This window comes from Phenylobacterium sp. (assembly GCF_030651755.1).
Lineage (GTDB): Bacteria > Pseudomonadota > Alphaproteobacteria > Caulobacterales > Caulobacteraceae > Phenylobacterium.
In genome coordinates, this window is the sequence record NZ_JAUSBZ010000040.1 from 1 (window position 1) to 21,268 (window position 21,268).

Sequence of the window (21,268 nt, forward strand, 5' to 3'; positions counted from 1 at the left end):
CCAGGTCGAACATGTTGGAGACATTCAGCGTCGAGGCGCCGGAGCCTGGATTGGCGTAGCGGCGGACGATCACCCCGTCGGCCGGCGCCCGGATCATGGTGAGCTCCAGATTATAGCCGGCCTCGGCCAGGCGGGCCTCGGCGGTGGCCACCGCCGCCCGCTGGGCGCGCAGGCGGGCCTCGGCCTGACGGATCCCGTCCCGGGCCTGGTCCAGGCGCTGGCCGGCCACGAAGTTGGAGGCCGACAGGCTGTTCAGCCGATCAAACTCGCGGCTGGCCGTGGAGATCTCGACCTGGGTCAGGGCGATCTGGGCGCGGGCCTGTTCGACCTCGGCCCGGGCGCGGGCGGCGGACAGGCGCGGCTCGTCATCCTCCAGCCGGGCCAGGATCTGGCCCTCGCGCACGCTGTCGCCCTCCTGGACCAGGACTTCGCGCACGACGCCGGCGCTGCGGGCGGCCACCTGGATCAGGCCGCCTTCCACATCGGCCTTGCCGTTGGCGATGGCCACATAGGGACTGACCGGGGCGGCCTTTTCGGCGGCCTTCGCCGCCTCGGCCTTGCGGACCTGGGCCTGGCTGTTGAGGAAGAGGCCGCCTGCGGCCAGGACGATGAGGCCGAGAATGACGATCCAGAAGATGGGGCGGCGCAGAAGGGCGGGCATGGGTCAGGCCTCGATCAGATGGGAATGGGGCGCGGGATGCGCGCCGGAGGTGACGCGCCGGTCGTCGAGAATGGCGCCGTCCTCGATATGGATGATGCGGTCGGCATAGGCTTCCAGCCGGGGGTCGTGGGTCACGCAGATCACCGCCGCCCCGTGCTCCTTGGCGGCCCGCTGGAGCAGCTTGATGACGATCTGGCCGTTTTCGCCGTCCAGGGCCGAGGTCGGCTCGTCGGCGAACAGCAGGCGGGGGGCCTTGGCGAGCGCCCGGGCGATGGCCACCCGCTGCTTTTCGCCGCCAGACAGTTCCGAGGGCCGCTGGTTCAGCCGGTGACCCAGGCCCACCTCTTCGAGGGACACCACCGCCCGGTCCCGGGCCTCGCGCTTGGACAGGCCCGTATGCTTGAGGACGGTGGTCACCTGTTCGACCGCGGTGAGGGCCGAGAACAGATTGAAGCCCTGGAAGATGAAGCCGCAGTGATCCAGGCGGAACCGGTCGATCTTGCCGGTGCGCAGGCCCCAAAGGTCCTGGTCGAGGGCCTGGACCTGGCCCTCGTCAGGGCGCAGCAGGCCTGACAGACAGGCCACCAGGGTCGACTTGCCCGAGCCCGAAGGCCCCATGACCATGGTCAGGTCCCCATGGCGGGCGTCGAAATCCACCGACTTCAGCACCTCGATATAGGATCGGCCGGTCTTGAAGCGCTTGGACAGGCCCGTGGCCCGGATGGCGTCGTCGCGGTGCGGGGCAGAGGTCATCGCAGGAGGTCCGCAGGTTGGCTCTTCTTCAGGACGCCCAGGGACATCAGCCCCGAGGCCAGCGAGATGACGAGCAGCAGGATGGCCACGCCGATCACCCAGCCGATGGGAAAACCCATGGGCAGGCCGGCGCTCTTGGCCAGCAGCGAAACCAGGAAGGTGAAGACCGCCGTGGCCGCCAGGCCGACAATGCCGACCCAGAAGGACAGCTCCAGAACGATCAACCGGAGCGCCCCCATGGAGACGCCCAGGGCCCGCAGGCTGGCGAATTCCTTGATGTTGGCCATGATCGCGCCCCGCAGGGTCTGGGAGGTGATGCCGACCCCGATCAGGAAGCCCAGGAAGACCGAGAAGCCGAGCATGATGCCGATGATCTGCTCCTTCATCAGGGCGCCCTCATTGGCCTGGGCCAGTTCCTGGCGGGTCCAGGCCCGGTAGCGGCCGTCGGCCACGGCGTTGAGGTCATTGCGCACCTGGATCGCCCGGGCGGGGTCCTTGATCTGGACCATCAGCGGCCCGACCTTTTCGCCGACATCGGCCATGCCCAGCAGGCGCAGGGTGTCGCGGGACACCACCACCGAGGGCTGGTTGATCGAGGGATAGCCGTCGAGGAAGGCGCGGATGGTGACCGTCTTGCCGTTGATGGTCGCCTTGTCGTTCAGGGTGACGCCGAGCCTGGCCTGGGCGCTGCGGTCGATCACCGCGGCGAAGGGCTCCAGCAGGGCGATCCGCACCTCCTCGGGATAGTCCACCGGCAGGGTGACCGCCCCGGGGATCGGATCGACAATGTCGAGCTGAATCCACTGGGTGACCTGCTTTTCGCCAGCTTCGGGCGTGTTCATCCAGCGGCCGCCGGATCCGTCCAGACTGGCCACCTGCACCACTTCGGGATGCAGATACATCTCCGGCGCCAGACGCCGGGGCAGGCCGTTGGAGCCGGAATTGATCAGGCTTTCGGACTTGGCCGGCAGGACCATGATCTCGGCCCGCGAGCGGTCGATGGTCGCCGTCGCGGCCTGCACGATGCCGGTGAACATGCCGACCTGGGCCAGGATCAGCAGGCCTGAAAAGGCCAATGCGATCACCGCCGCCAGATAGCGTCGCCATTCATAGATCAGTGTGGCCAAAGCCAATGACATCCCCGGTCCTCCTGGCGCCAGAAGTGGCTGGGCCGGGGCCGCAACCCAAGTTAATTCGAGGTAAGGCGGAGGCCGCGCCGTAGCCAGCCGCCGCGCCGGCTGTTACCTCGGTGACAGTTGGGCCCCTTGGGGCCCAGGCCCCATTTCTCATGAGTGTTGATCGATGAAATCAGCCCTGCTCGCCGCCTCCGCCACGGGCGTTTTCCTGTTTGGTCTGTCGGCCGGGACCGCCCAGGCCGACGAAGGCATGTGGACCTTCGACAATTTCCCCGCCGCCAAGGTCGAGGCCGCCTATGGGGTCAAGATCGACCAGCCCTGGCTGGACAAGGTCCGCGCCGCCTCGGTGCGCCTGACCAATGGCTGCTCGGCCTCGGTGGTCTCAAGGCAGGGCCTGGTGCTGACCAATCACCACTGCGTGGTCGACTGCGTGCAGGATCTGTCGAGCGCGGAAACCGACTATGTGCAGGACGGCTTCCTGACCACGGCCAGGGAGCAGGAGCGCAAGTGCCCCGGCCAGCAGGCCGAAATCCTGGCTGAGATCACCGACGTCACCGAGACCATCCGCGCCGCAGGCGCCGGCCTGTCGGGCCAGGCCTTCAACCGCGCCCGGGACGCCGCGGTGGCCAGGCTGGAACAGGAGACCTGCGCCGGCGACGACCGCTATCGTTGTCAGGTGGTCAGCCTCTATCGGGGCGGGCAGTTCAAGCTCTACAAGTACCGCCGCTACGCCGATGTGCGGCTGGTGTTCGCCCCGGAGATCGCCACGGCCTTCTTCGGCGGCGACCCGGACAATTTCAACTTCCCCCGCTTCAACCTCGATGTGGCCTTCCTCCGCCTCTACGAGGACGACAAGGTCGTCGAGACCCCGCAGCACCTGACCTGGGTCGCCCGGGCGCCGGAGGAGGGCGAGGCGACCTTCGTCTCGGGCAATCCCGGCTCCACCGGCCGGCTGCTGACCGTGGCCCAGCTGGAGACCCAGCGGGACCTGGCCATTCCGATGGGGCAGTTGCAGCGTTCGGAGCTGCGCGGCCGGCTGATCGGCTTTTCTGAGGTGAGCGCCGAGAACAAGCGCGTCGCCACCGACCCGCTGTTTGGGGTGGAAAACAGCTTCAAGGTCTTCTTCGGCCGCCAGTTCGCGCTGAACGACGCGGCCTTCATGGCCGACAAGCGGGCGGCTGAGGCCGAGCTGAAGGCCAAGGTGGCCGCCAACCGGACCCTGGCCCGGCAGATCGGCGACCCCTGGAGCGAGATTGAGGCCGCCCAGGCCGCCTATGCCGAACACTACCTGCCCTACCGCCAGATCGAGGCCGCCGCCGGGAGCGGTTCGGACCTGTTAAGCTACGCCCGGACCCTGGTGCGCGCGGCCCACGAGCGGGCCAAGCCCAATACCGAGCGCCTGCCGGAATTTGCGGACGGACGGCTGCCCCTGGTGGAGAAACGGCTCCTGGACGAGCGACCGGTGGATAAGAACCTGGAGGCGCTCTATCTGCGCTTCTGGCTCTCCAAGACCCGGGAATATCTGACCACCGACCATCCGGCGGTGCAGCAACTCCTGGGGTCGCAAAGCCCCGAGGGCCTGGCCGATGATCTGGCGTCGGGGTCACGTCTGGATGATCCGGCCGTTCGCAAGGCGCTCTGGGACGGGGGCCTGCCCGCCATCCAGGCGTCGGGCGACCCGATGATCGCGCTCGCCCTGCGCATGGATCCCCTGGCTAGGCAGGTCCGTGAGGCCTGGGAGACCGATGTGGAGGCGCCCACCGCCCGGGCCGCCGAGCGGGTCGCCGCTGCGCGTTTCGCCGCCTATGGGGATGCGGTCTATCCCGACGCCACCTTCACCCTGCGCCTGTCCTATGGCCAGGTTCAGGGCTGGACCCATCGGGGCCGGACCGTGCCGGCCACCACCACTTTCTCAGGTCTTTATCAGCGGGCCACCGGCGCGGCGCCCTACGCCCTGGCGCCGCGCTGGATCGCCGCCAAGGACCAGCTGAACCCGGACACGGTCTACAACTTTGTCACCACCAACGACATCATCGGCGGCAATTCCGGCTCGCCGGTGATCAACGCCAAGGGGGAGGTGCTGGGCGCGGCGTTCGACGGCAATATCCACTCCCTCGGCGGCGACTATGGCTATGACGGTGAGCTGAACCGCACGGTCGTGGCCGCCTCGTCCGCGGCCACCGAGGCCTTGGAAAAGGTCTATGGCCTGACCGGCCTGCTGGACGAACTGATGGGCCGTTAGGCGAAAGGATCAGACCCGCGGCGCGTCCAGGACGGGCGCGCGGCGGGCGACCTTGCGGCGGAGGAGCCGCCAGCCCACCGTGCCGGCCACCACGACCACGGCCACGGTGATCAGGGCCAGGACCAGAGGATGGACATGGTCCAGGACTTCGAAACGCTCCAGCCCCTTGGCGGTCAGGTAGCCCGGCGCGAGGGCGCCAAACACCCAGACGACCGCCGAGGCGACATTGGCCACCTGAAAACGGCGCACCGGCATCTGCAATGTCCCCAGCACCGCCGGTACGAAGGCCCGCAGGGGGCCGATGAAGCGGCCCACATACACGCTGGCGACGCCGAAACGTTGGCAATAGAGCCGGGTGAGGGCGAACTGGCGCCGATAACGGCGTAGCCGCCGGTGACGCAGAATCCGTGCGCCGTAACGTCGCCCGATAAAGAACGATATGGCGTCGCCCGCGATCGCCCCGATGATGCAGCCGATCAGGACGCTGACGGGGTCGAGCATGCCTGTGGCCAGCAGGCCGCCGGTCAGCACCAGCAGGGGCGTCGCCGGAATCAGCGCGCCGATGATGAGCATGGACTCCATCATGATGAAGAGGCCCAAGACCGCGCCCGCCCAGGCGCTGTTGTTGCGGATGAACTCCGCCACCGGTTCGAGCATCGCTTCCATGTCGGGGTCTCCATCACCGCTGCGCTGACCTGCCCGGGCGATGTGGCATCCTAGTGGCAAAATCTGTCTGTGAGATAAAGGTCCCCCAGACTGGGCACGGAAATGTTGTGGGCGCCCCGTGACCGGGCAGGGGACGCGCAGGCGAGATCTGCCCCTATGGCGACGCTTTTTCGTCGAGCCGTCGGTTGAGGGCCTGAAGAGCGGTGCGCAGGGTCGCCAAATCCCCCATTTCGCCGCCCAGGCGGCAGACCAGCTGGCCTGGGACGGCTCCGGCCGGGCCGCGCAGGCTCGCCCCTTTTTCAGTGAGCGAGACGATCACCCGGCGTTCGTCCCGGGGGTCGCGGGTCCTGGCGACCAGACCCTGGCCCTCCATGCGTTTCAGCAGGGGGGTGAGCGTGCCGGAGTCCAGATCAAGGGCCTGGCCCAGGTCGCCGACGCTGCGGGGCGCCTGCTCCCAGAGCGCCAGCATCACCAGGTACTGGGGATAGGTGAGGCCCAGGGGGGCGAGCAGGGGCCGGTAGAGGCGGGTCACCCGGTTGCTGGCGCCATAGAGGGCGAAGCAGAGCTGCAGGTCGAGGCGAAGGGGATCGACCCCTTCGCCGCCCGCGCCCTGATCGGATCGGGTCTGGTTCTCGTTCACCGCACCGTCGTGGTCAGCTGCACGTCGATATTGCCGCGCACCGCATTGGAATAGGGGCAAACCTGGTGGGCTGTCTCCACCAGTTTGCCAGCCGCCGCCTCATCCAGGCCTTCGATTTCGGCGGCCAGCGCGACGCCCAGGCGGAATCCGCCGCCCTCCTTGGGGAAGAGTCGCACAGTGGCGGTGACCGCGGCGTCCTTCAGACCGATCTTCTGCTGACGGGCGACGTGGCGCACGGCGCTCTCGAAACAGGCCGCATAGCCGGCGGCGAAGAGCTGTTCGGGATTGGCGCCGTTTCCATCGCCACCCAGGGCTTTGGGCATGGCGAGGTCGGCCTTGAACTGGCCGTCAGTGGTTTCGACGTGGCCGGCGCGACCACCGACGGCGCGGGCGCTGGTTTCATAGAGAGGGGTCATGGGAAGCTCCTTTTCAATCTCAAGCAATTAGATTGTGTACAATCTAATGTGCGTCAAGGGCAGGCGCCTGACTTTCTGCGACCTCTCCTCCCTTGCGCCCGACAAGGCCTTGCTCTTCAAGGGCATGGCGACGTCGCCGCGACTCGGGCGGCAGGCTGGGGGAGGCATCATGTTCCGACCGGAAAACGCCCAGAGCCTGCTGGGCCTTGGGTTGATCCTGCTGGTCTGCTGGGCCCTGTCTGAGGATCGGTCACGCTTTCCCTGGCGCCTGGCCCTCGGCGCTGTCGCTGTCCAGGTCTTCCTGGTGCTGGCGCTGTTTGGCCTGCCGGGCGCGCGCGCGGTGGTGCGGGGGATCAATGCCGGGGTCGATGGCCTGGCTGACGCCACCGCCCAGGGGACCCAGTTCGTGTTCGGATATATGGCCGGCGGCGCCCAGCCTTATCCGGTGGCCGACGAAGGCGCCCTGTTCGTCTTCGCTTTCCAGGTCCTGCCGCTGATCCTGGTGATCTCGGCCCTGTCGGCCCTGCTCTGGCACTGGAAGATCCTGAAGTGGATCACCCAAGGTTTTGGCTTCATCTTCCAGAAGACCATGGGCCTGGGCGGCGCCTCGGCGCTCGCCGTGGCGGTGAACATCTTCCTGGGCATGATCGAGAGCCCCATCGTCATCCGGGCCTATCTCGACAAGCTGACCCGATCAGAGGTCTTCCTGATGATCGTGGTGGGGCTGGCCACCGTCGCCGGCTCGACCATGGTCGCCTACGCCACCATTCTGCGCGATGTGCTGCCCAATGCGGCGGCCCACGTCCTGGTGGCCTCCATCGTTTCGGCGCCGGCCGGCGTGCTGCTGGCCCGGATCATGGTTCCGGAGAAAAAAGGTCAGGGGGGCTATTTCGCCGACTATGGCTCGCTGCTGAAGTACGACTCCGCCATCGACGCCATCTCCAAGGGGACGATGGACGGTTTGACGGTGGTGCTGAACATCTCGGCCATCCTCATCGTCTTCGTGTCCTTCGTGGCCATCGGCAACGGCCTGCTCAGCGCCTTTCCCGACGTGCTGGGGGCGCCCCTGACCATCGAGCGGGTGCTGGGCGTGGTCTTTTCGCCCCTGGCCTGGCTGATCGGCATACCCTGGGCCGAGGCGCCCCAGGCGGGCTACCTCCTGGGCGTCAAGCTGATGCTGACCGAGTTCATCGCTTTCATCCAGTTGGGCGGCGTGCCCGTCGAGGCCATGAGCGAGCGCACGCGCATGATCATGACCTATGCGCTGTGCGGCTTCGCCAATATCGGCTCGGTGGGGATCACCGTCACCGGCATGGGGGTGCTGATGCCCGAGCGACGGGCCGAGATCATCGGCATGGTGTGGAAGGCCCTGCTGGCCGGCTTCCTCGCCACCTGCATGACGGCCGCCGTGGTCGGGGCCATGCCCCGGGAGCTGTTCGGCCTCTAGGCGACTTGACCGCCGCCACGGCACGGCGCCACCTCTGACGCCAAAGTCGGAGGAACCAGCATGAAAATCTACGACACCCAGCGCGCGCCCAATCCCCGCCGCGTGCGCCTGTTCATGATCGAAAAGGGTATCGAGGACGTCGAGATCGTCCCGATCAGCCTGCTGGAAGGCGCTCACAAGCAGGCCGACTATCTGGCCAAGGCGGGCCTGGCCAACGTGCCCATGCTGGAGATGGATGACGGGACCTGCATCACCGAGTCCCTGGCGATCTGCCGCTACCTGGAAAGCGTCTATCCTGAGCCCAACCTGATGGGCCGGGACCCCAAGGAGACGGCGATCATCGAAATGTGGACGAGGCGAGCCGAGATGATGGTCGCGACGCCTCTGATGATGGCTGTGCGCCACACCCACCCGGCCCTCGCCGTGCTGGAAAAACAGAACCCGGCCATCGGGGAATCCAACGCCGAAAGCGGGACCCGGGCGCTGAAACTCTTCGACCGCCGGCTGGCCGAGAGCGAGTGGATCGCTGCGGACCGGCTGACCATCGCCGACATCGTCGCCTTCGCCTCCATCGATTTCGCCCGCATGATCAAGTTCCGCCCGCCGGAAGAACTGACCCATGTGAACCGCTGGCTGGACGCCATGCGCGCCAGAGACTCGGTCAAGATCGCCCTATGAGACCCTTTCTTCTCGCAAGCCTTCTGCTGGTGCTGGCTGCGCCTGCGGCTGCTCAGGACGTGACCATCTCGCGGGCCGATGGGACGGAGGTGACCCTGAGCGCCGCCGATCTGGCCGATCTGCCCCGCGCCCAGGTGAGCGTCACTGGCGCCGCCGGCCCCAAGCTCTATGAGGGCCCGCCGCTGGCCTATGTGATGCGGGCGGCTGGTCTCCCCGTGGGCATGCGCGCCCATGGGGACCCGATGCGGGGCTATCTCGTGGTCCGCGGCGCTGACGGCTACGCCGCGGTGATCTCTGCCTTTGAGGCGGACAAGGACCTGCATGGTGACGTGGCGATTCTGGCTGACACCGTGGACGGCGAGCGCCTCCCCGAACGGGAAGGTCCCCGCCGGGTGGTCATCGCCGACGACCTCAAGTCCTGGCGCAGCGTCCGCAAGGTGGTGGCCATCGACTACCGGCTGGCGGACTAGGGCTCAGGCCCGCGGGTAGAGAATGATCTGCGTGCAGCGGAAGGCGGCCATCAGCTTATCGGTGGCGGCGTCCTCGAGCCGGGCGTCCCAGACCTGGGTGGTGCGGCCGCCGTGCAGCAGGGTGGCGGTGCAGCGCACCTCGCCCTCCCGCAGGGTGCCGAGAAAGTTGCACTTCACCTCGGCGGTGGTGAAGCCGCTGGCGCCTTCGGGCCAGGCGGTGGAGACCCCGTAGGCGCAGAGAATGTCGGCGACGCTGAGCACCGCGCCCGCCAGCAGGAAGCCGGTGTGCGCCACCAGGTCGGGGCGCACCTTGAAGGTTCCCACGACCTTGCCGTCCCCGACCTCGATGATCTCGAGCCCCAGATGCCCCGGCAGCTTGCCCAGGTTGGCGTCGTTCAGGCGTTCGCGGCTGGTGGTGTTGGTGAAGCTGGGCATTGGCGGAGGCTAGAACCGAAACCGATGTTCGACCAGGGCGTGTTTTGGGCGCTCAGCCACGGAACCTTTGCCCACGGCAGAGGTTAGGATGGCATGTCATTACTCATCCTGATCGTCATCGTTCTCGTGCTGCTGGGCCTGGCCCTCTATGCGGTGCGTCTCCTGCCCATCCCGGCGCCCCTGAACGGGATCATCCAGGCGGTCCTGGTGGTCATCGCCCTGGTGGTGATCGCCCAGCGCGCTGGTCTGTTCTAGGCGGGCCTGATCAGCTCCAGCGAGCGGATGCGGGACTCAAGGCTTGGCCCTGAGGCCATGACGAAGATTTCGTCCGCGCCGCTCGCCCGGGCCTTGTCTTCCAGCCGGCGCCGCACAGTGTCGCCGTCGCCGACGATGCTGCGCGCCTCAATGACCGCCAGCTCCGGATGGCCCTCGAACTGCGCCAGATAGGCCAGGGCCTCGGGGATCACCGGGAAGCGCCGACGCTGACCGGTCGCGGTCGCCAGCGTCGAGGCGCGCCGCGGCGCGTCCAGCCGCTTGGCCTCGGCCTCGCTGTCGGCCGCCAGGGCGATGGTGGCGATCGCCGCCATGGGCGTCTCCCGGAAGGGCGAGGGGGTGAAGGCCTTCCGATAGGCCGCCACAGCCGGGGCGCCGTCGCTGCGGGCGATGAACTCGGCGAACACCATGCCGACGCCGGCCTGTCCCGCGAAGGTGGCGCTGTCGGCCGATGAGCACAGCATGAAGAGGTCCGGATGGCTCGGACCGGTCGGATGCGCCCGGATGCCCTTGGCCGGGTGGTCTGCGCCCAGCAGTTCGCGGCCGCTGGCGTCCAGCAGCCAGGCGTTCAGCAGGGCGAAATAGTGCGGAAAGGCCTCCGACGAGGCCGAGCGCAGGGCCGCCCCTGTACGCCCGTCGGCGCCCAGGGCGCGTCCGACCCCCAGGTCGATCCGCCCCGGCGCCAGGGCTTCCAGCTCCATGAACACCTCAGCGACCTTCAGGGGCGAATAGTTGACCAGCATCACCCCGCCAGATCCAAGCCGGATGGTGGAGGTCGCCTGGGTCAGGGCGGCGATCAGGATTTCCGGGGCCGGCGAGGCCAGGCCCTCGATATTGTGGTGCTCAGCCAGCCAGAACCGGTGGTAGCCCAGACGCTCGGCGGCCTTGGCCACCTCGATGGTCTCTCGAACCGCCTGGGCCTGGGTGGCGCTGCCGCCGACGGGTGAGAGATCAAGAACCGAAAGCCGGGTCACGCGCTGGGCGACCGCAGCTCACGATAGACCATCCGCACCCCGTAGGCCGCGACGAGCCCTGCGAAGGACATGACCACGACGGAGACCGGCATGGCGGTGGGCTCCGCCGCCGTCATCCATTCCCCGGGCGCCACGCCGGTCAGGAAAAACACCAGCTCGACGAGCTTGAACAGGGCCACGGGGCCGGCCAGCAGGGCCAGGGCGGCGCCCATGGCGATCTGCCCCAGATTACGTTTGGCGGGCGGCGGGCTCATGGGAACTCCTGGCAACTGCGGCGAGCCCTGAACATGGCCCCGTCGATGCCCGACGCAAGGCTCACGTCCGCGGACCACGCTTCTTGATGACGCCGGAGAAACTCATGACGTTCTCGCCGCCGGTGGTGATGAGACCCCGCACGAAGACCATGGAGCGGGCGGCCTTGACCACTTCGCCAGTGCATTCGACCAGCGCGCCCAGGGGCACGGCGCCGACAAACTCGCCGTTCAGGGTGGCCGTTACGCTGTGCTGGCCTTCCAGGGTCTCGCGGGCGATCACGAACAGGCAGTAGTCGGCGAAGGTCATGATGCAGCCGCCGTGCATGAAGCCGCCGCCGTTCATGTGCTTCTGCTCAGCGCGGAAGGCGCAGCGGGGGGCGCCGTCCGGGTCGTGGCGGAAATAGAACGGCCCGGCGTGATCCTCGAAGGGGTCGGACCCCTCCCAGGTGCGCCATCCGGCCCATTCGCCCTGGGCCACCAGCCCGTTGTTCGCTTCGCCGCCGCCGTCCATCTGCCTTTACCTGCTCCTGGAAACCCAACTGGTCGCTCCTTAGCCGTGGCCTGGGGGCCGGTGAAAGCCCTCATTTCTCAGGGGACGGGGCCGAAGGTCGCCCCAGGGCGGCGCCGAAGGGTTTGCTCGCCCTGGCCGCAGTCACTAGGTTCGCCTCTCTCTGAACCGAACGATGTGAGGCGAAACCATGGAAGGCCGGACCGTCTATCTCTGTGCAGGCCTGCGTAGCCCGATCGGCCGCTATGGCGGCGCGCTGGCCAAGGTGCGCGCCGACGACCTGGCCGCCCATCCGATCCGCGCCCTGATGGCCAGCCTGCCCAAGGTGGACTGGGAAGAGGTCGACGAGGTCATCTATGGCTGCGTCAACCAGGCCGGCGAGGACAATCGCAACGTGGCGCGCATGGCCCTGCTGCTGGCCGGCATGCCAAGCTCGGTGCCCGGCCTGACCGTGAACCGCCTCTGCGCCTCGGGCCTGGACGCGGTCATCGCCGCAGCGCGGATGATCGCCGTGGGCGAGGCCGAGCTGGTGATCGCCGGCGGGGTCGAGAGCATGACCCGCTCGCCCTTCGTCATGGGCAAGGCGGACTCGGCCTTTTCCCGCTCCGCCGAGATTTTCGACACCACCATCGGCTGGCGGTTCGTGAACCCCCAGATGCAGAAGGACTATGGCGTCGACTCCATGCCGGAGACCGCCGAGAATGTGGCCACCGATTATCAGGTGTCCCGCGCCGACCAGGACGCCTTCGCCGCCCGCAGCCAGCAGCGCTATGGCGCCGGTGAGGCCCGCGGCTTTTTTCAGGGCGAGATCGCGCCGATCACGCTCAAGGACCGCAAGGGCGAGACCGTGGTGGCGAAGGACGAGCATCCGCGCCCGGACACCACTCTGGAAGCGCTCCAGGGCCTTAAGCCCATCGTCCGTCCCGACGGCACGGTGACGGCGGGCAATGCGTCCGGGGTCAATGACGGGGCCGCGGCCCTGCTGCTGGCCTCGGCCGAAATGGTCCAGAAGCTGGGCCTCGAGCCCCTGGCCCGCATCGAGGGCGGCGCCTCGGGCGGCGTCCCGCCCCGGGTCATGGGCTATGGCCCGGTGCCGGCGGTGGAGAAGCTGTGCGCTCGTCTGGGCCTTAAGCCCACGGACTTCGACGTGGTCGAACTGAACGAGGCCTTCGCCGCCCAGGCCCTGGCCTGCACCCGCGCCTGGGGTCTGGCCGACGACGCCGAGCATGTGAACCCGCACGGCGGCGCCATCGCCATCGGCCATCCGCTGGGCGCTTCGGGCGCGCGGATTGCGCTCACGGCTGCCCGAGCGATGAATGGGCGCGGCGGGACCCGCGCGCTCGCCACCATGTGCGTCGGCGTCGGCCAGGGCTCGGCCCTCGCGCTCGCCAAAGCCTAAGACCTTCCAGGAAAGCGAAAGACCATGGCTCTCGACGCCGAAACCCGCGACCAGCTGATCGACACCGTCCGCCGCTTCGTCACCGAACGGCTGCGGCCCCTGGAGGCCCAGGTCTCCGAGACCGACACCATGCCCGACGACGTGGTCGCCGAGATGAAGGAACTGGGCCTGTTTGGCCTGTCCATCCCGGCCGAGTACGGCGGGCTCGACCTCTCCATGGAGGAAGAATGCCTTGTCGCCGTGGAGCTTGGCCGAACAAGCCCGGCCTTCCGCTCGGCCTTCGGCACCAATGTCGGCATCGGCAGCCAGGGTCTCGTGATGTTCGGCACTGACGAACAGAAGGCGAAGTACCTGCCCGGTATTGCGTCCGGCGAGATCATCACTTCGTTCGCGCTCACCGAGCCCGAGGCGGGCTCTGACTCGGCCTCGGTCCAGACCCGGGCGATCCTGGACGGCGACGCCTATGTGCTGAACGGGTCGAAGCGCTACATCACCAACGCCAACAAGGCCCACCTCTTCACCGTCATGGCTCGCACCGATCCGTCCAAGCCGGGCGGCGGCGGGGTCTCGGCCTTCCTCGTGCCCCGGGACCTGCCCGGCCTGTCGGTGGGCAAGCCCGAGAAGAAGATGGGCCAGCAGGGCGCGCACATCTGTGACGTCACCTTCGACAATGTCCGCGTGCCGGTGGAAAACCGCCTGGGCGCCGAGGGCGAGGGCTTCAAGGTGGCCATGCAGGTGCTCGATCGCGGCCGGCTGCACATCTCGGCGGTCTGTGTCGGCGTCGCCGAGCGGCTGATCACCGACTGCGTGACCTATGCCAGCGAACGCAAGCAGTTCGGCCAGGCCATCAGCCAGTTCCAGTTGGTCCAGGGGATGATCGCCGACTGCAAGACCGAGGCCCTGGCCGCCAAGGCGCTCACCATGGAGACCGCCCGCAAACGCGACGCTGGACATGCCGTGACCATGGAGGCCGCGGCGTCCAAGTACTTCGCGTCTGAGATGGTCGGCCGGGTGGCCGACAAGGCGGTGCAGATCTTTGGCGGCGCCGGCTATGTCGCCGATTACGGGATCGAGCGGTTCTATCGCGACGTGCGCATCTTCCGCATCTATGAGGGCACCAGTCAGATCCAGCAGGTGGTCATCGCCCGCGAAACCCTGAAGCGTGGCGGTTGATGTCCGATCCTATTGAAACGGCGATCTTTGAGCTTCTGACGCCCCTGGCGCCCGGCAAGTCCATCTCAGCGGAGCAGGCGGCCCGGGCCGCCGACCCTGAAGGCTGGCATCGCTGGCTGTCACGGGTGCGCACGGTCTCGGTGGGCCTGGCCCGGGAGGGCCGGCTGGTGATCACCCGCCACGGCAAGCCGGCCGATCCCAATCAGTTCAAGGGCGTCTACCGTCTGCGGCTGCCCCTGGAAGGCGAAGTCCTGCCTGGGGTCCTGGTCGCCCCTTCGGAACCGCCGGCGACCGAATAGGTCTCAGCGGCCGCCGGCCAGGGCCGCCAGCCGCGCCTGCTGGGCGTGGACCGGGTTGGTGGCCGCCCCCGACAGCTGGAATCGGTCGACCGATTCTGCCAGCGAGGCGGCGTGCTGATCCAGGGTTCGGGTGGCCGCATTGGCCTCCTCGACCATGGCGGCGTTCTGCTGGGTCACCTTGTCCATGTCGGTGATGGCGGTGTTCACCTGGGCCAGGCCCACCGACTGCTGCTCGGCTGAGGCGGCGATGGCGGCGATGACGTCTGAAATCTCGGTGACCTTGCCGACGATGCCGTTCAGCACTTCGCCGGTCTGGCCCACCAGGTCGACCCCGCTCTGCACCTGGTGACCGGAGGCCTCGATGAGGCCCTTGATCTCCTTGGCCGCGTCGGCCGAGCGCTGGGCGAGCGCCCGCACCTCTGAGGCGACCACGGCGAAGCCCCGGCCGGACTCGCCGGCCCGGGCGGCCTCCACCCCGGCGTTGAGGGCGAGCAGGCTGGTCTGGAAGGCGATCTCATCGATCACCCCGATGATCTTGCTGATTTCCTGGGCTGACGTGGCGATCTCGCCCATGGCGGCGACGGCCTGGCCGACCACCTGGCCGCTATGCTCGGCCTCGCTGCGGGCCGAGGCCATCGAACCATTGGCCTGGCGGGCGCCAGAGGCGGTGCGGCGGACGGTGACGGTGATCTCATCCAGGGCCGCGGCGGTCTGTTGCAGGCTGGCGGCCTGCCGCTCGGTGCGGTGGGAGAGGTCTTCCACCGCTGTCGAAATTTCCCGGGAGCCGGCGCGTATTTCGCCGGTGGCCGTGGCGATGGCGCCGAACGCCCCTTCCAGCTGGCTGACCGCGGCGTTGAAATCGGTCTTCAGGGCCTCGTAGTCCGGCGCCACGGCCACGTCGATGCGGGCGCCCAGATCGCCCCGCGCCAGGCGCGACAGGGCCCGGGCCATGGCTTCCACCAGGGCCTTCTGATCCTGGGTCGCGCGGTCGAAGGCGGCTTCGGCGGCGGCCAGGCGGCGGTCAAGTTCGCCCCGCGCGGCCTGGGCTTCCTCTTCCAGCCGGGCGCGGGCCTCGGCGTTCTCCCGGAACACGACCACGCTGGCGGCCATCTGACCGATCTCGTCGCCCCGCTCGGCGCCCGGGATGGCGTCCACCATCTCGCCGGCGGCCAGGCGGCGCATGACGCCGCTCATCCGAGACAGGGCGGTGATCACCAGGCCCTCAAAATACAGCGCGCCGAGCACGACCCCGACCACGGTGGCCAGGCCGATCCCGACGCTGACGGCGGTGGCCATCCCCAGGATCCGCTCAGCCTCGGCCCCGCCGCCGGCCTGCGCCACCATCCGGAGCAGGGTGATGTTCAGGCCCGCCAGGGCCAGCATGGCGGCCATGCCCACGCCCCAGGAAAGGCGCATGCGTCCCTTGATCGTCTTCAGCATCGCTCGTCACCCATTCCGTTCGCGACGCTTGCGGCCGACCGGCGGCCGCAAGCGTCGCCGATCCTCGCGCACGACCCTGGACGCGCGGTTAACGGGAGTTGAATCTCGGACCCACAACGCAGACAGGTTGTCGCACCCCTGGCCCCATGTGGCGGCCGGCGCGGGCGGCGCCTACATGGCCCTGATGCCCTCCGCCGCCGATCTCCAGACGTTGCTCAGCGAAATCGCCGCCTGCCGGGTCTGCGCCGGCGATCTCGTGCCTGAGCCGCGGCCGGTGGTGCGGGTGAGGGCAGAGACCCGGCTGCTGATCTGCGGCCAGGCGCCGGGCCGGCTGGTGCATGAGAGCGGCCTGCCGTTCAATGATCCCTCAGGCGTGCGCCTGCGCAGCTGGATGGGGATCGACCGGGACACCTTCTACGATCATCCGGCGATCGGCGTGGCGGCCATGGCCTTCTGTTTTCCCGGGACCAATCCCAAGGGCGGCGACTTCCCGCCGCCGGCCCGCTGCGCCGAGCTCTGGCGGCGGCGGCTGCTGGCGCAATTGCCCAGGGTCGAGCTGACCCTGTTGGTGGGCTCCTACGCCCAGGCCTGGGCCCTGGGGGCGGCGCGCAAGGGGACGATGACGGACACCGTGGCCGCCTGGACTGACTATGGGCCGGGCATCCTGCCCCTGCCGCATCCCTCCTGGCGCAACACAGCCTGGCTGAAGCGCAATCCCTGGTTCGAGGCCGAGGTCACGCCCTATCTTCGCCAGAGGGTGGGGGACATTCTGCGCGCATGACTCGCCTGACCGCCATCCTGTTCGCCCTGCTGCTCGGAGCCTGCACGCCGCTCATGACCCAGACCGCCGGACAACCGCCCTTGGGATTTGAAGGCCCGCGCCTCTCTGGGGATCGCTTTGTCAGCTTCGACGGGGCGCGGCTCGGTCTGACCACCTGGAGCGCCCAGGATGGGGCGCCCAAGGCCGTGGTGGTCGCCGTACATGGCATGAACGACTACGCCAACGCCTTCCACCTTGCCGCGCCCTACTGGGCTGAGCACGGCGTGACCACCTACGCCTATGACCAGCGGGGTTTTGGCCGCTCACCCAACCGCGGCGTCTGGCCCGACGAGGCGGTGTTGCAGGAGGATCTGCGGACCATTGTCGCCCTGGTCCGCGCCCGCCACCCTCACGCCCTCGTTGTTGTCGCCGGAGAGAGCATGGGCGGCGCCGTGGCGATCCGCGCTTTCGCCTCACAGCGTCCCCCCGACGCTCACCGGCTGGTGCTGATGGCGCCCGCGGTCTGGGGCTGGTCGACCCAGCCCCTGCCTTACAAGACCGCCCTGTGGTTCGCCGCCCACGTCACGGGCCCCAAGGTCTACACCCCGCCCAGCTGGGTCACCGACCGGGTGAAGCCAACCGACAATATGGCCGAGCTGCGGGCCATGGGGGCCGACCCGCTGATGATCTGGGGCGCGCGATCCGACACCCTCTATGGCCTGGTGGACCTGATGGAGAACGCCTGGCGCGACATCCCGAGGCTGCAGGTTCCGGTGCTCTATCTCTATGGCCAGAATGACGAGATCATCCCCGAACGGCCCGCCTTCCAGGCCGCCGCCCGGCTCAAGCCCACCGATCGTTCCGCCTATTATGCCGACGGATGGCACCTGCTGACCCGGGACCTGCAGGGCGAGGCCGTGATGGCTGATGTGTTGTCCTACATCGCCGACGCCGAGGCTGCGCTCCCCTCGGGCGCGCCGCCCATTCCCACCGCCCCGGGCGGCGGCGACTGGACGCCGCTCGCCGAGCATGCGACGGCGGGCTTGTGACGGCGCGGCCTGCGGGCTAGAGCCGGCGAGATTGGTTTCAAACGCAACGATCCCTTGAGCGCATGACCCTGTTCGACTCCCCCGACTTTGACGGCCACGAGGCCGTTCACGCCTTCGCCGACGAGGCTACCGGGCTGCGCTGCATCATTGCGGTCCACTCCACGGCCCGGGGGCCGGCGGCCGGCGGCTGCCGCATGTGGCCCTTCCCGACCTCCGCCGACGCCCTGCAGGATGCGCTCCGGCTGTCGCGGGCCATGTCCTACAAGAACGCCATGGCCGACCTGGACCTGGGCGGCGGTAAGGCGGTGATCATCGGCGATTCCCGCACCCAGAAGTCGCCGGCCCTGTTCGAGGCCTTCGGCCGGGCGGTGGAGGCTGTCGGCGGCGCCTACTGGACCGCCGAGGATGTGGGCGTCTCGCCCACCGACCTCATGCACGCCCGCCGCCACACCCGCTTCGTCGCCGGCCTTGAAGGCCATGCAGCGGCCTCTGGCGATCCAAGCCCGGTCACCGCTGAAGGGGTGTTCCGGGGCATCCGCCTGTGCGTGCGTCGGGCCCTGGACCGGGACCTGTCGGGCGTGACCGTCGCCATCCAGGGCGTCGGCCATGTGGGCGCCTATCTGGCCCAGAAGCTGAGTGCGGCCGGCGCACGGCTGGTGATCACCGACGTCAACCGCGAGGCCCTGGCCCAGGTGGCCGCGCAGACCGGCGCAATGATCGTCGCGCCAGATGAGATCTTCGACGTCGAGGCCGACGTCTTTGCGCCCTGCGCCCTGGGCGGCGCGATCAGCGCCGAGACCCTGCCGCGCCTGCGGGCCCGCATCATCGCTGGCGGCGCCAATAACCAGCTGGCCGAACCGGTGATCGGCCAGACCCTGTTCGACCTCGGGCTGCTCTATGCGCCAGACTATGTGATCAATGGCGGCGGCATCATCAATGTGGCCGGCGAGATCCGCGCCCTGGACGCCGGCCAAGCTTTCGATCCCGCCTGGGTGGAAGGCAAGCTGTCGCGGCTGATGATCACCCTGGAGGAGGTCCTCGACCGCTCCATCGCTGAACGCCGTCCGACCCACGAGGTGGCCGGCGAGATGGCCCGCGAACGGATCGCCCGGGGGCGGGCGCCCCTCGCCGCCCAATAGGGTCAGACGCTCGCCTTCTTGTCGTTGCGCGGCTCTCGCACCATGAAGAGCAGCAGCATGAGCCCCGCCACCAGGAAGGCGATCGAGGTTCCGAACACGCTTTCATAGCCGAGCGTCGCGGCCATCAGCCCGCCCACCAGGGGCCCCGCCGAGGCCATGACCCCCTCGGCGGTCGACGAAAGCGCGATGCGCATGGGCATCTCGTCCCGGGAGCCGAACTCCAGGATCATGGTCTGGGCGCTCATCATGTAGCCGGACTGGGATGCGCCCAGCCCGAAGAAGGCGAAGAAGATGGCGGTCACGCCATCGACGTTCATCAGCAGCAACGTGGCGGCGATCCAGATCACCAGGGAACTGATGAGCACCACCCGGAACCCCGTCTTGTCGCCAAGATAGCCCCAGACCAGGTTCGACAGGGTGTCAGCGCCCAGGAAGGCGAGGGTGAGCAGGCCGATATTGGCGCCCGTCAGCTCGATCGTCGTGCTGACGTACAGAATGTAGAAGGGCGTCGCCATCCGGCCGGTGATGGTCAGCATCTGGACGATCAGGAAGAACATGTAGCCCCGGTCCTGGGAGATCAGGCGCGGGAAGTCTTTCAGACGCTCGAAGAAGGGCGTCTGGACCCGGGTGGTCGGGGGTTCAGGCTCGATCATCAGGAACTGGAGCGCCCACAGGCCTGCCGTGGTCAGGATGGTGGCGAACAGGAAGGTGGTGGCGTAGCCGTTCCCCAGCATGTTGCCTTCGATGAAGTACTTGCCGGCCACCCAGGCCAGCGCGGCGGCGATCACCCCTCCGGTGGCGTTGCGCCAGGCCTGCAGCCGGCCGCGCCGACTGATGGGGATCACCTTGGCCATCAGCAGGGAGAAGACGACCCGCTGGGTGCCCATGAACAGGCCGAACATGAACATGAAGGCCAGGATGGCCACCACCAGGGTCTGGCCCGACAGGAACCAGCCGGCCAGGGCCATGCCCAGGATCTGGACCCGGGCCAGGCCGCCCATCCAGACAGCGGCCGGCATGACCCGCTTGCGATGTTCGATCTGGGTGGCGCCGAAGATCGGCGAGATCATGCCGCCCACCTGCTGCAGGGCCAGGCCGAGGCCGACAATGAAGCTGGAGCCTGAGATCAGGTAGAGATAGGCCGGCAGGAAGGTGGGCGCATTGACCAGCCGGAAGCCGGTCATGCCCAGCATGCCGTGCAGATAATGGGCGATGTAGTTGCGCTTCAGGTTGGCCCAGACGAACTTCTCGTACTCGACCTCGCGCTCCGCCAGGCTCTTGCCGTCTTCGTCAGGATGAATCACGACCGCCTCATCGGCGATCGGCGCTTCCTCAGTGGTCTTTTCCAATAGCGTCCCTGCCGCGCGGGGGTCGCAAAGGGTCGCGCGGCGGCTCCCCAAAAATTATGATCAGCTAAAACAATGCCTCCGTCCTATCAGAGTCCATCGCCCTGAAAAGCCGATTTCTCGCCCGCGCCAAAAAGGCGCTGGGGAAGGATCAGGCGGCGCTGGCCAGGGGAGCGGCCAGACTGACGTCCACCTTGACCACCATCTGGCTCAGGCCGGGATCGCCGAGGATCGAGCCGCTGATGGGGGCCGCCTCGGGGGGGGTGCGGCTGACGGCGATGGGAATGAGGTCGGCGGCCTCCGCCAGGCCGTTGGTCGGGTCGAAGTCCATCCAGCCGAAGGCCGGCAGGAACACCTCGCACCAGGCGTGGGTGGCGCCGGCCCCGCGCACGCTCTCCAACCCCGGCGAATAGAGATAGCCGCTGACGAAGCGGGCGGCGAAGCCGACGCGGCGCAGGGTCTCCACCATCAGCCAGGCGAAGTCGCGGCAGGTGCCGCGGCCCAGCGCCACCGTCTCGTGCGGCGCCTGGGTGCCCTCCTCATGCCGGGCCTCATAGTCGAATTGCTGGTGGATGGCCCGGTTGAGGCGCAGCACATAGTCGAGCGCCGGCTCGCCTGCCGTGGGCGCCAGGCCGTGGAGCCAGCGCAGCAGCAGGCCTTCGGGATCGAGGGTGGCCGGCTCGATATAGGGGCCCAGCACAGCCCGGTCGCTGGGGGGATAGACGATCGGCGTCGCGGTGCGGGGGTCGTCCACCTCCTGGGGCTCCAGGGGGGCGGGGAACCGCTCGATCTCCAGCTCGCTGAGGATGAAGAACTCGTCGGACTCTTCCGTCACGGTCAACTGGCAGACGCAGTTGCCGTAGGCGTCATAGCGCCAGCGGGTTTCGCCCCGGGGGGAGAAGGTCAGGGCGCCCTTCACCACCCGCAGGGCGTGGCCGCCCCTGGGGCGCACCAACAGCTGGTGCGGTCCAAAGGCGACCGGGCGCTCATAGCCGTAGCGGGTTTCGTGGCGGATGATCAGTCGGGACATGGGCGCGCTGCTAACACGTCCTGAAGGCGAAGGTTCCTCGTCCCGCCAGATTCGAGCCCGGGTCAGACGGTGGTGGCGGT

General features: G+C 68.3%; 24 protein-coding genes. 11 read left to right on the top strand and 13 right to left on the bottom strand.

Going from position 1 to position 21,268, the window contains the following annotated elements:
• The 3 genes from Q7V15_RS03195 to Q7V15_RS03205 all read right to left on the bottom strand — a co-directional run.
• Positions 1-661: efflux RND transporter periplasmic adaptor subunit (locus tag Q7V15_RS03195; protein ID WP_304753797.1), on the bottom strand; the 661-nt coding region annotated here is incomplete at its 3' end.
• A gap of 3 nt (positions 662-664) precedes the next feature.
• On the bottom strand, positions 665-1,414 hold the full coding sequence (locus Q7V15_RS03200) for an ABC transporter ATP-binding protein (RefSeq protein ID WP_304753798.1): 750 nt from the start codon (positions 1,412-1,414) through the stop codon (positions 665-667).
• A complete protein-coding gene (locus tag Q7V15_RS03205) occupies positions 1,411-2,553 on the bottom strand; it encodes an ABC transporter permease (protein ID WP_304753799.1) in 1,143 nt (380 codons plus the stop codon). Before Q7V15_RS03205 ends, Q7V15_RS03200 begins: the two co-directional genes overlap by 4 nt.
• 163 nt (positions 2,554-2,716) lie before the next feature.
• Here Q7V15_RS03205 and Q7V15_RS03210 point away from each other — a divergent pair, with 163 nt between their 5' ends.
• A complete protein-coding gene (locus Q7V15_RS03210) occupies positions 2,717-4,792 on the top strand; it encodes a S46 family peptidase (RefSeq protein WP_304753800.1) in 2,076 nt (691 codons plus the stop codon).
• Positions 4,793-4,801: 9 nt separating this feature from the next.
• Here the strand turns inward: Q7V15_RS03210 and Q7V15_RS03215 are convergent, their stop codons facing one another.
• From Q7V15_RS03215 to Q7V15_RS03225, 3 genes are all read right to left on the bottom strand, one after another.
• On the bottom strand, positions 4,802-5,458 hold the full coding sequence (locus Q7V15_RS03215) for a DedA family protein (RefSeq protein WP_304753801.1): 657 nt from the start codon (positions 5,456-5,458) through the stop codon (positions 4,802-4,804).
• Between the two features lie 154 nt (positions 5,459-5,612).
• Complete coding sequence (locus tag Q7V15_RS03220) at positions 5,613-6,098, bottom strand: MarR family winged helix-turn-helix transcriptional regulator (RefSeq protein WP_304753802.1); 486 nt, start codon at positions 6,096-6,098, stop codon at positions 5,613-5,615.
• Positions 6,095-6,514, bottom strand: coding sequence for an organic hydroperoxide resistance protein (locus tag Q7V15_RS03225; protein WP_304753803.1), 420 nt, complete (start codon positions 6,512-6,514; stop codon positions 6,095-6,097). Before Q7V15_RS03225 ends, Q7V15_RS03220 begins: the two co-directional genes overlap by 4 nt.
• Before the next feature lie 169 nt (positions 6,515-6,683).
• Here Q7V15_RS03225 and Q7V15_RS03230 point away from each other — a divergent pair, with 169 nt between their 5' ends.
• Genes Q7V15_RS03230 through Q7V15_RS03240 form a run of 3 tightly spaced genes read left to right on the top strand, consistent with a single transcriptional unit; the run spans position 6,684 to position 9,109 of the window.
• Positions 6,684-7,961, top strand: coding sequence for a NupC/NupG family nucleoside CNT transporter (locus Q7V15_RS03230; protein WP_304753804.1), 1,278 nt, complete (start codon positions 6,684-6,686; stop codon positions 7,959-7,961).
• Positions 7,962-8,021: 60 nt separating this feature from the next.
• Positions 8,022-8,639: a glutathione S-transferase family protein gene (locus tag Q7V15_RS03235; RefSeq protein ID WP_304753805.1), complete on the top strand. Its 618-nt coding sequence runs from the start codon at positions 8,022-8,024 to the stop codon at positions 8,637-8,639.
• Positions 8,636-9,109 (top strand): molybdopterin-dependent oxidoreductase, encoded by a 474-nt coding sequence (locus Q7V15_RS03240; protein ID WP_304753806.1) that lies wholly within the window; start codon positions 8,636-8,638, stop codon positions 9,107-9,109. Before Q7V15_RS03235 ends, Q7V15_RS03240 begins: the two co-directional genes overlap by 4 nt.
• 3 nt (positions 9,110-9,112) lie before the next feature.
• Here the strand turns inward: Q7V15_RS03240 and Q7V15_RS03245 are convergent, their stop codons facing one another.
• A complete protein-coding gene (locus tag Q7V15_RS03245; protein ID WP_304753807.1) occupies positions 9,113-9,544 on the bottom strand; it encodes a PaaI family thioesterase in 432 nt (143 codons plus the stop codon).
• 93 nt (positions 9,545-9,637) lie between these two features.
• Between Q7V15_RS03245 and Q7V15_RS03250 the strand changes: the two genes are divergently transcribed.
• Entirely contained in the window at positions 9,638-9,799 is a 162-nt protein-coding gene (locus Q7V15_RS03250) for a hypothetical protein (RefSeq protein WP_304753808.1), read from the top strand.
• On the opposite strand, the gene Q7V15_RS03255 is transcribed toward Q7V15_RS03250, so the two are convergent.
• From Q7V15_RS03255 to Q7V15_RS03265, 3 genes are all read right to left on the bottom strand, one after another.
• Complete coding sequence (locus Q7V15_RS03255) at positions 9,796-10,791, bottom strand: MsnO8 family LLM class oxidoreductase (protein ID WP_304753809.1); 996 nt, start codon at positions 10,789-10,791, stop codon at positions 9,796-9,798. The two genes, Q7V15_RS03250 and Q7V15_RS03255, sit on opposite strands and share 4 nt — an antisense overlap.
• Positions 10,788-11,045 (bottom strand): hypothetical protein, encoded by a 258-nt coding sequence (locus Q7V15_RS03260; RefSeq protein WP_304753810.1) that lies wholly within the window; start codon positions 11,043-11,045, stop codon positions 10,788-10,790. The genes Q7V15_RS03255 and Q7V15_RS03260 overlap by 4 nt, the downstream gene beginning before the upstream one ends.
• A gap of 61 nt (positions 11,046-11,106) precedes the next feature.
• On the bottom strand, positions 11,107-11,556 hold the full coding sequence (locus Q7V15_RS03265; RefSeq protein WP_304753811.1) for a PaaI family thioesterase: 450 nt from the start codon (positions 11,554-11,556) through the stop codon (positions 11,107-11,109).
• A 187-nt stretch (positions 11,557-11,743) separates the two neighbouring features.
• Between Q7V15_RS03265 and pcaF the strand changes: the two genes are divergently transcribed.
• The 3 genes from pcaF to Q7V15_RS03280 are packed head-to-tail and all read left to right on the top strand — an operon-like array spanning position 11,744 to position 14,424.
• Entirely contained in the window at positions 11,744-12,952 is a 1,209-nt protein-coding gene (gene pcaF / locus Q7V15_RS03270; protein WP_304753812.1) for a 3-oxoadipyl-CoA thiolase, read from the top strand.
• 24 nt (positions 12,953-12,976) lie between these two features.
• Entirely contained in the window at positions 12,977-14,125 is a 1,149-nt protein-coding gene (locus Q7V15_RS03275; protein ID WP_304753813.1) for an acyl-CoA dehydrogenase family protein, read from the top strand.
• Positions 14,125-14,424 (top strand): DUF3253 domain-containing protein, encoded by a 300-nt coding sequence (locus tag Q7V15_RS03280; RefSeq protein ID WP_304753814.1) that lies wholly within the window; start codon positions 14,125-14,127, stop codon positions 14,422-14,424. Before Q7V15_RS03275 ends, Q7V15_RS03280 begins: the two co-directional genes overlap by 1 nt.
• 3 nt (positions 14,425-14,427) lie before the next feature.
• Here Q7V15_RS03280 and Q7V15_RS03285 read toward each other — a convergent pair whose 3' ends face one another.
• Positions 14,428-15,864: a methyl-accepting chemotaxis protein gene (locus Q7V15_RS03285; RefSeq protein ID WP_304753815.1), complete on the bottom strand. Its 1,437-nt coding sequence runs from the start codon at positions 15,862-15,864 to the stop codon at positions 14,428-14,430.
• Between the two features lie 184 nt (positions 15,865-16,048).
• Here Q7V15_RS03285 and Q7V15_RS03290 point away from each other — a divergent pair, with 184 nt between their 5' ends.
• From Q7V15_RS03290 to Q7V15_RS03300, 3 genes are all read left to right on the top strand, one after another.
• The gene (locus Q7V15_RS03290) at positions 16,049-16,645 is read left to right on the top strand and encodes a uracil-DNA glycosylase family protein (RefSeq protein WP_304753820.1); all 597 of its coding nucleotides are present in this window, start codon (positions 16,049-16,051) and stop codon (positions 16,643-16,645) included.
• Positions 16,642-17,673, top strand: a complete 1,032-nt coding sequence (locus Q7V15_RS03295; protein ID WP_304753816.1) for an alpha/beta hydrolase — start codon at positions 16,642-16,644, stop codon at positions 17,671-17,673. Before Q7V15_RS03290 ends, Q7V15_RS03295 begins: the two co-directional genes overlap by 4 nt.
• A 62-nt stretch (positions 17,674-17,735) precedes the next feature.
• Positions 17,736-18,812, top strand: a complete 1,077-nt coding sequence (locus Q7V15_RS03300; protein ID WP_304753817.1) for a Glu/Leu/Phe/Val dehydrogenase — start codon at positions 17,736-17,738, stop codon at positions 18,810-18,812.
• 2 nt (positions 18,813-18,814) lie between these two features.
• Here Q7V15_RS03300 and Q7V15_RS03305 read toward each other — a convergent pair whose 3' ends face one another.
• Both Q7V15_RS03305 and Q7V15_RS03310 read right to left on the bottom strand, forming a co-directional pair.
• The gene (locus Q7V15_RS03305) at positions 18,815-20,161 is read right to left on the bottom strand and encodes an MFS transporter (RefSeq protein ID WP_304753818.1); all 1,347 of its coding nucleotides are present in this window, start codon (positions 20,159-20,161) and stop codon (positions 18,815-18,817) included.
• Between the two features lie 148 nt (positions 20,162-20,309).
• Entirely contained in the window at positions 20,310-21,188 is an 879-nt protein-coding gene (locus Q7V15_RS03310; RefSeq protein ID WP_304753819.1) for a transglutaminase family protein, read from the bottom strand.
• Between the last annotated feature and the right edge of the window lie 80 nt (positions 21,189-21,268).

Excerpts from the sequence above, each read along its gene's own strand:
- Q7V15_RS03200 (WP_304753798.1), bottom strand. The coding sequence starts at position 1,414 with ATGACCTCTGCCCCGCACCGCGACGACGCCATCCGGGCCACGGGCCTG.
- Q7V15_RS03205 (WP_304753799.1), bottom strand. The coding sequence starts at position 2,553 with ATGTCATTGGCTTTGGCCACACTGATCTATGAATGGCGACGCTATCTG.
- Q7V15_RS03210 (WP_304753800.1), top strand. The coding sequence starts at position 2,717 with ATGAAATCAGCCCTGCTCGCCGCCTCCGCCACGGGCGTTTTCCTGTTT.
- Q7V15_RS03215 (WP_304753801.1), bottom strand. The coding sequence starts at position 5,458 with ATGGAAGCGATGCTCGAACCGGTGGCGGAGTTCATCCGCAACAACAGC.
- Q7V15_RS03225 (WP_304753803.1), bottom strand. The coding sequence starts at position 6,514 with ATGACCCCTCTCTATGAAACCAGCGCCCGCGCCGTCGGTGGTCGCGCC.
- Q7V15_RS03230 (WP_304753804.1), top strand. The coding sequence starts at position 6,684 with ATGTTCCGACCGGAAAACGCCCAGAGCCTGCTGGGCCTTGGGTTGATC.
- Q7V15_RS03235 (WP_304753805.1), top strand. The coding sequence starts at position 8,022 with ATGAAAATCTACGACACCCAGCGCGCGCCCAATCCCCGCCGCGTGCGC.
- Q7V15_RS03240 (WP_304753806.1), top strand. The coding sequence starts at position 8,636 with ATGAGACCCTTTCTTCTCGCAAGCCTTCTGCTGGTGCTGGCTGCGCCT.
- Q7V15_RS03245 (WP_304753807.1), bottom strand. The coding sequence starts at position 9,544 with ATGCCCAGCTTCACCAACACCACCAGCCGCGAACGCCTGAACGACGCC.
- Q7V15_RS03250 (WP_304753808.1), top strand. The coding sequence starts at position 9,638 with ATGTCATTACTCATCCTGATCGTCATCGTTCTCGTGCTGCTGGGCCTG.
- Q7V15_RS03260 (WP_304753810.1), bottom strand. The coding sequence starts at position 11,045 with ATGAGCCCGCCGCCCGCCAAACGTAATCTGGGGCAGATCGCCATGGGC.
- Q7V15_RS03265 (WP_304753811.1), bottom strand. The coding sequence starts at position 11,556 with ATGGACGGCGGCGGCGAAGCGAACAACGGGCTGGTGGCCCAGGGCGAA.
- pcaF (WP_304753812.1), top strand. The coding sequence starts at position 11,744 with ATGGAAGGCCGGACCGTCTATCTCTGTGCAGGCCTGCGTAGCCCGATC.
- Q7V15_RS03275 (WP_304753813.1), top strand. The coding sequence starts at position 12,977 with ATGGCTCTCGACGCCGAAACCCGCGACCAGCTGATCGACACCGTCCGC.
- Q7V15_RS03280 (WP_304753814.1), top strand. The coding sequence starts at position 14,125 with ATGTCCGATCCTATTGAAACGGCGATCTTTGAGCTTCTGACGCCCCTG.
- Q7V15_RS03285 (WP_304753815.1), bottom strand. The coding sequence starts at position 15,864 with ATGCTGAAGACGATCAAGGGACGCATGCGCCTTTCCTGGGGCGTGGGC.
- Q7V15_RS03290 (WP_304753820.1), top strand. The coding sequence starts at position 16,049 with ATGCCCTCCGCCGCCGATCTCCAGACGTTGCTCAGCGAAATCGCCGCC.
- Q7V15_RS03295 (WP_304753816.1), top strand. The coding sequence starts at position 16,642 with ATGACTCGCCTGACCGCCATCCTGTTCGCCCTGCTGCTCGGAGCCTGC.
- Q7V15_RS03300 (WP_304753817.1), top strand. The coding sequence starts at position 17,736 with ATGACCCTGTTCGACTCCCCCGACTTTGACGGCCACGAGGCCGTTCAC.
- Q7V15_RS03310 (WP_304753819.1), bottom strand. The coding sequence starts at position 21,188 with ATGTCCCGACTGATCATCCGCCACGAAACCCGCTACGGCTATGAGCGC.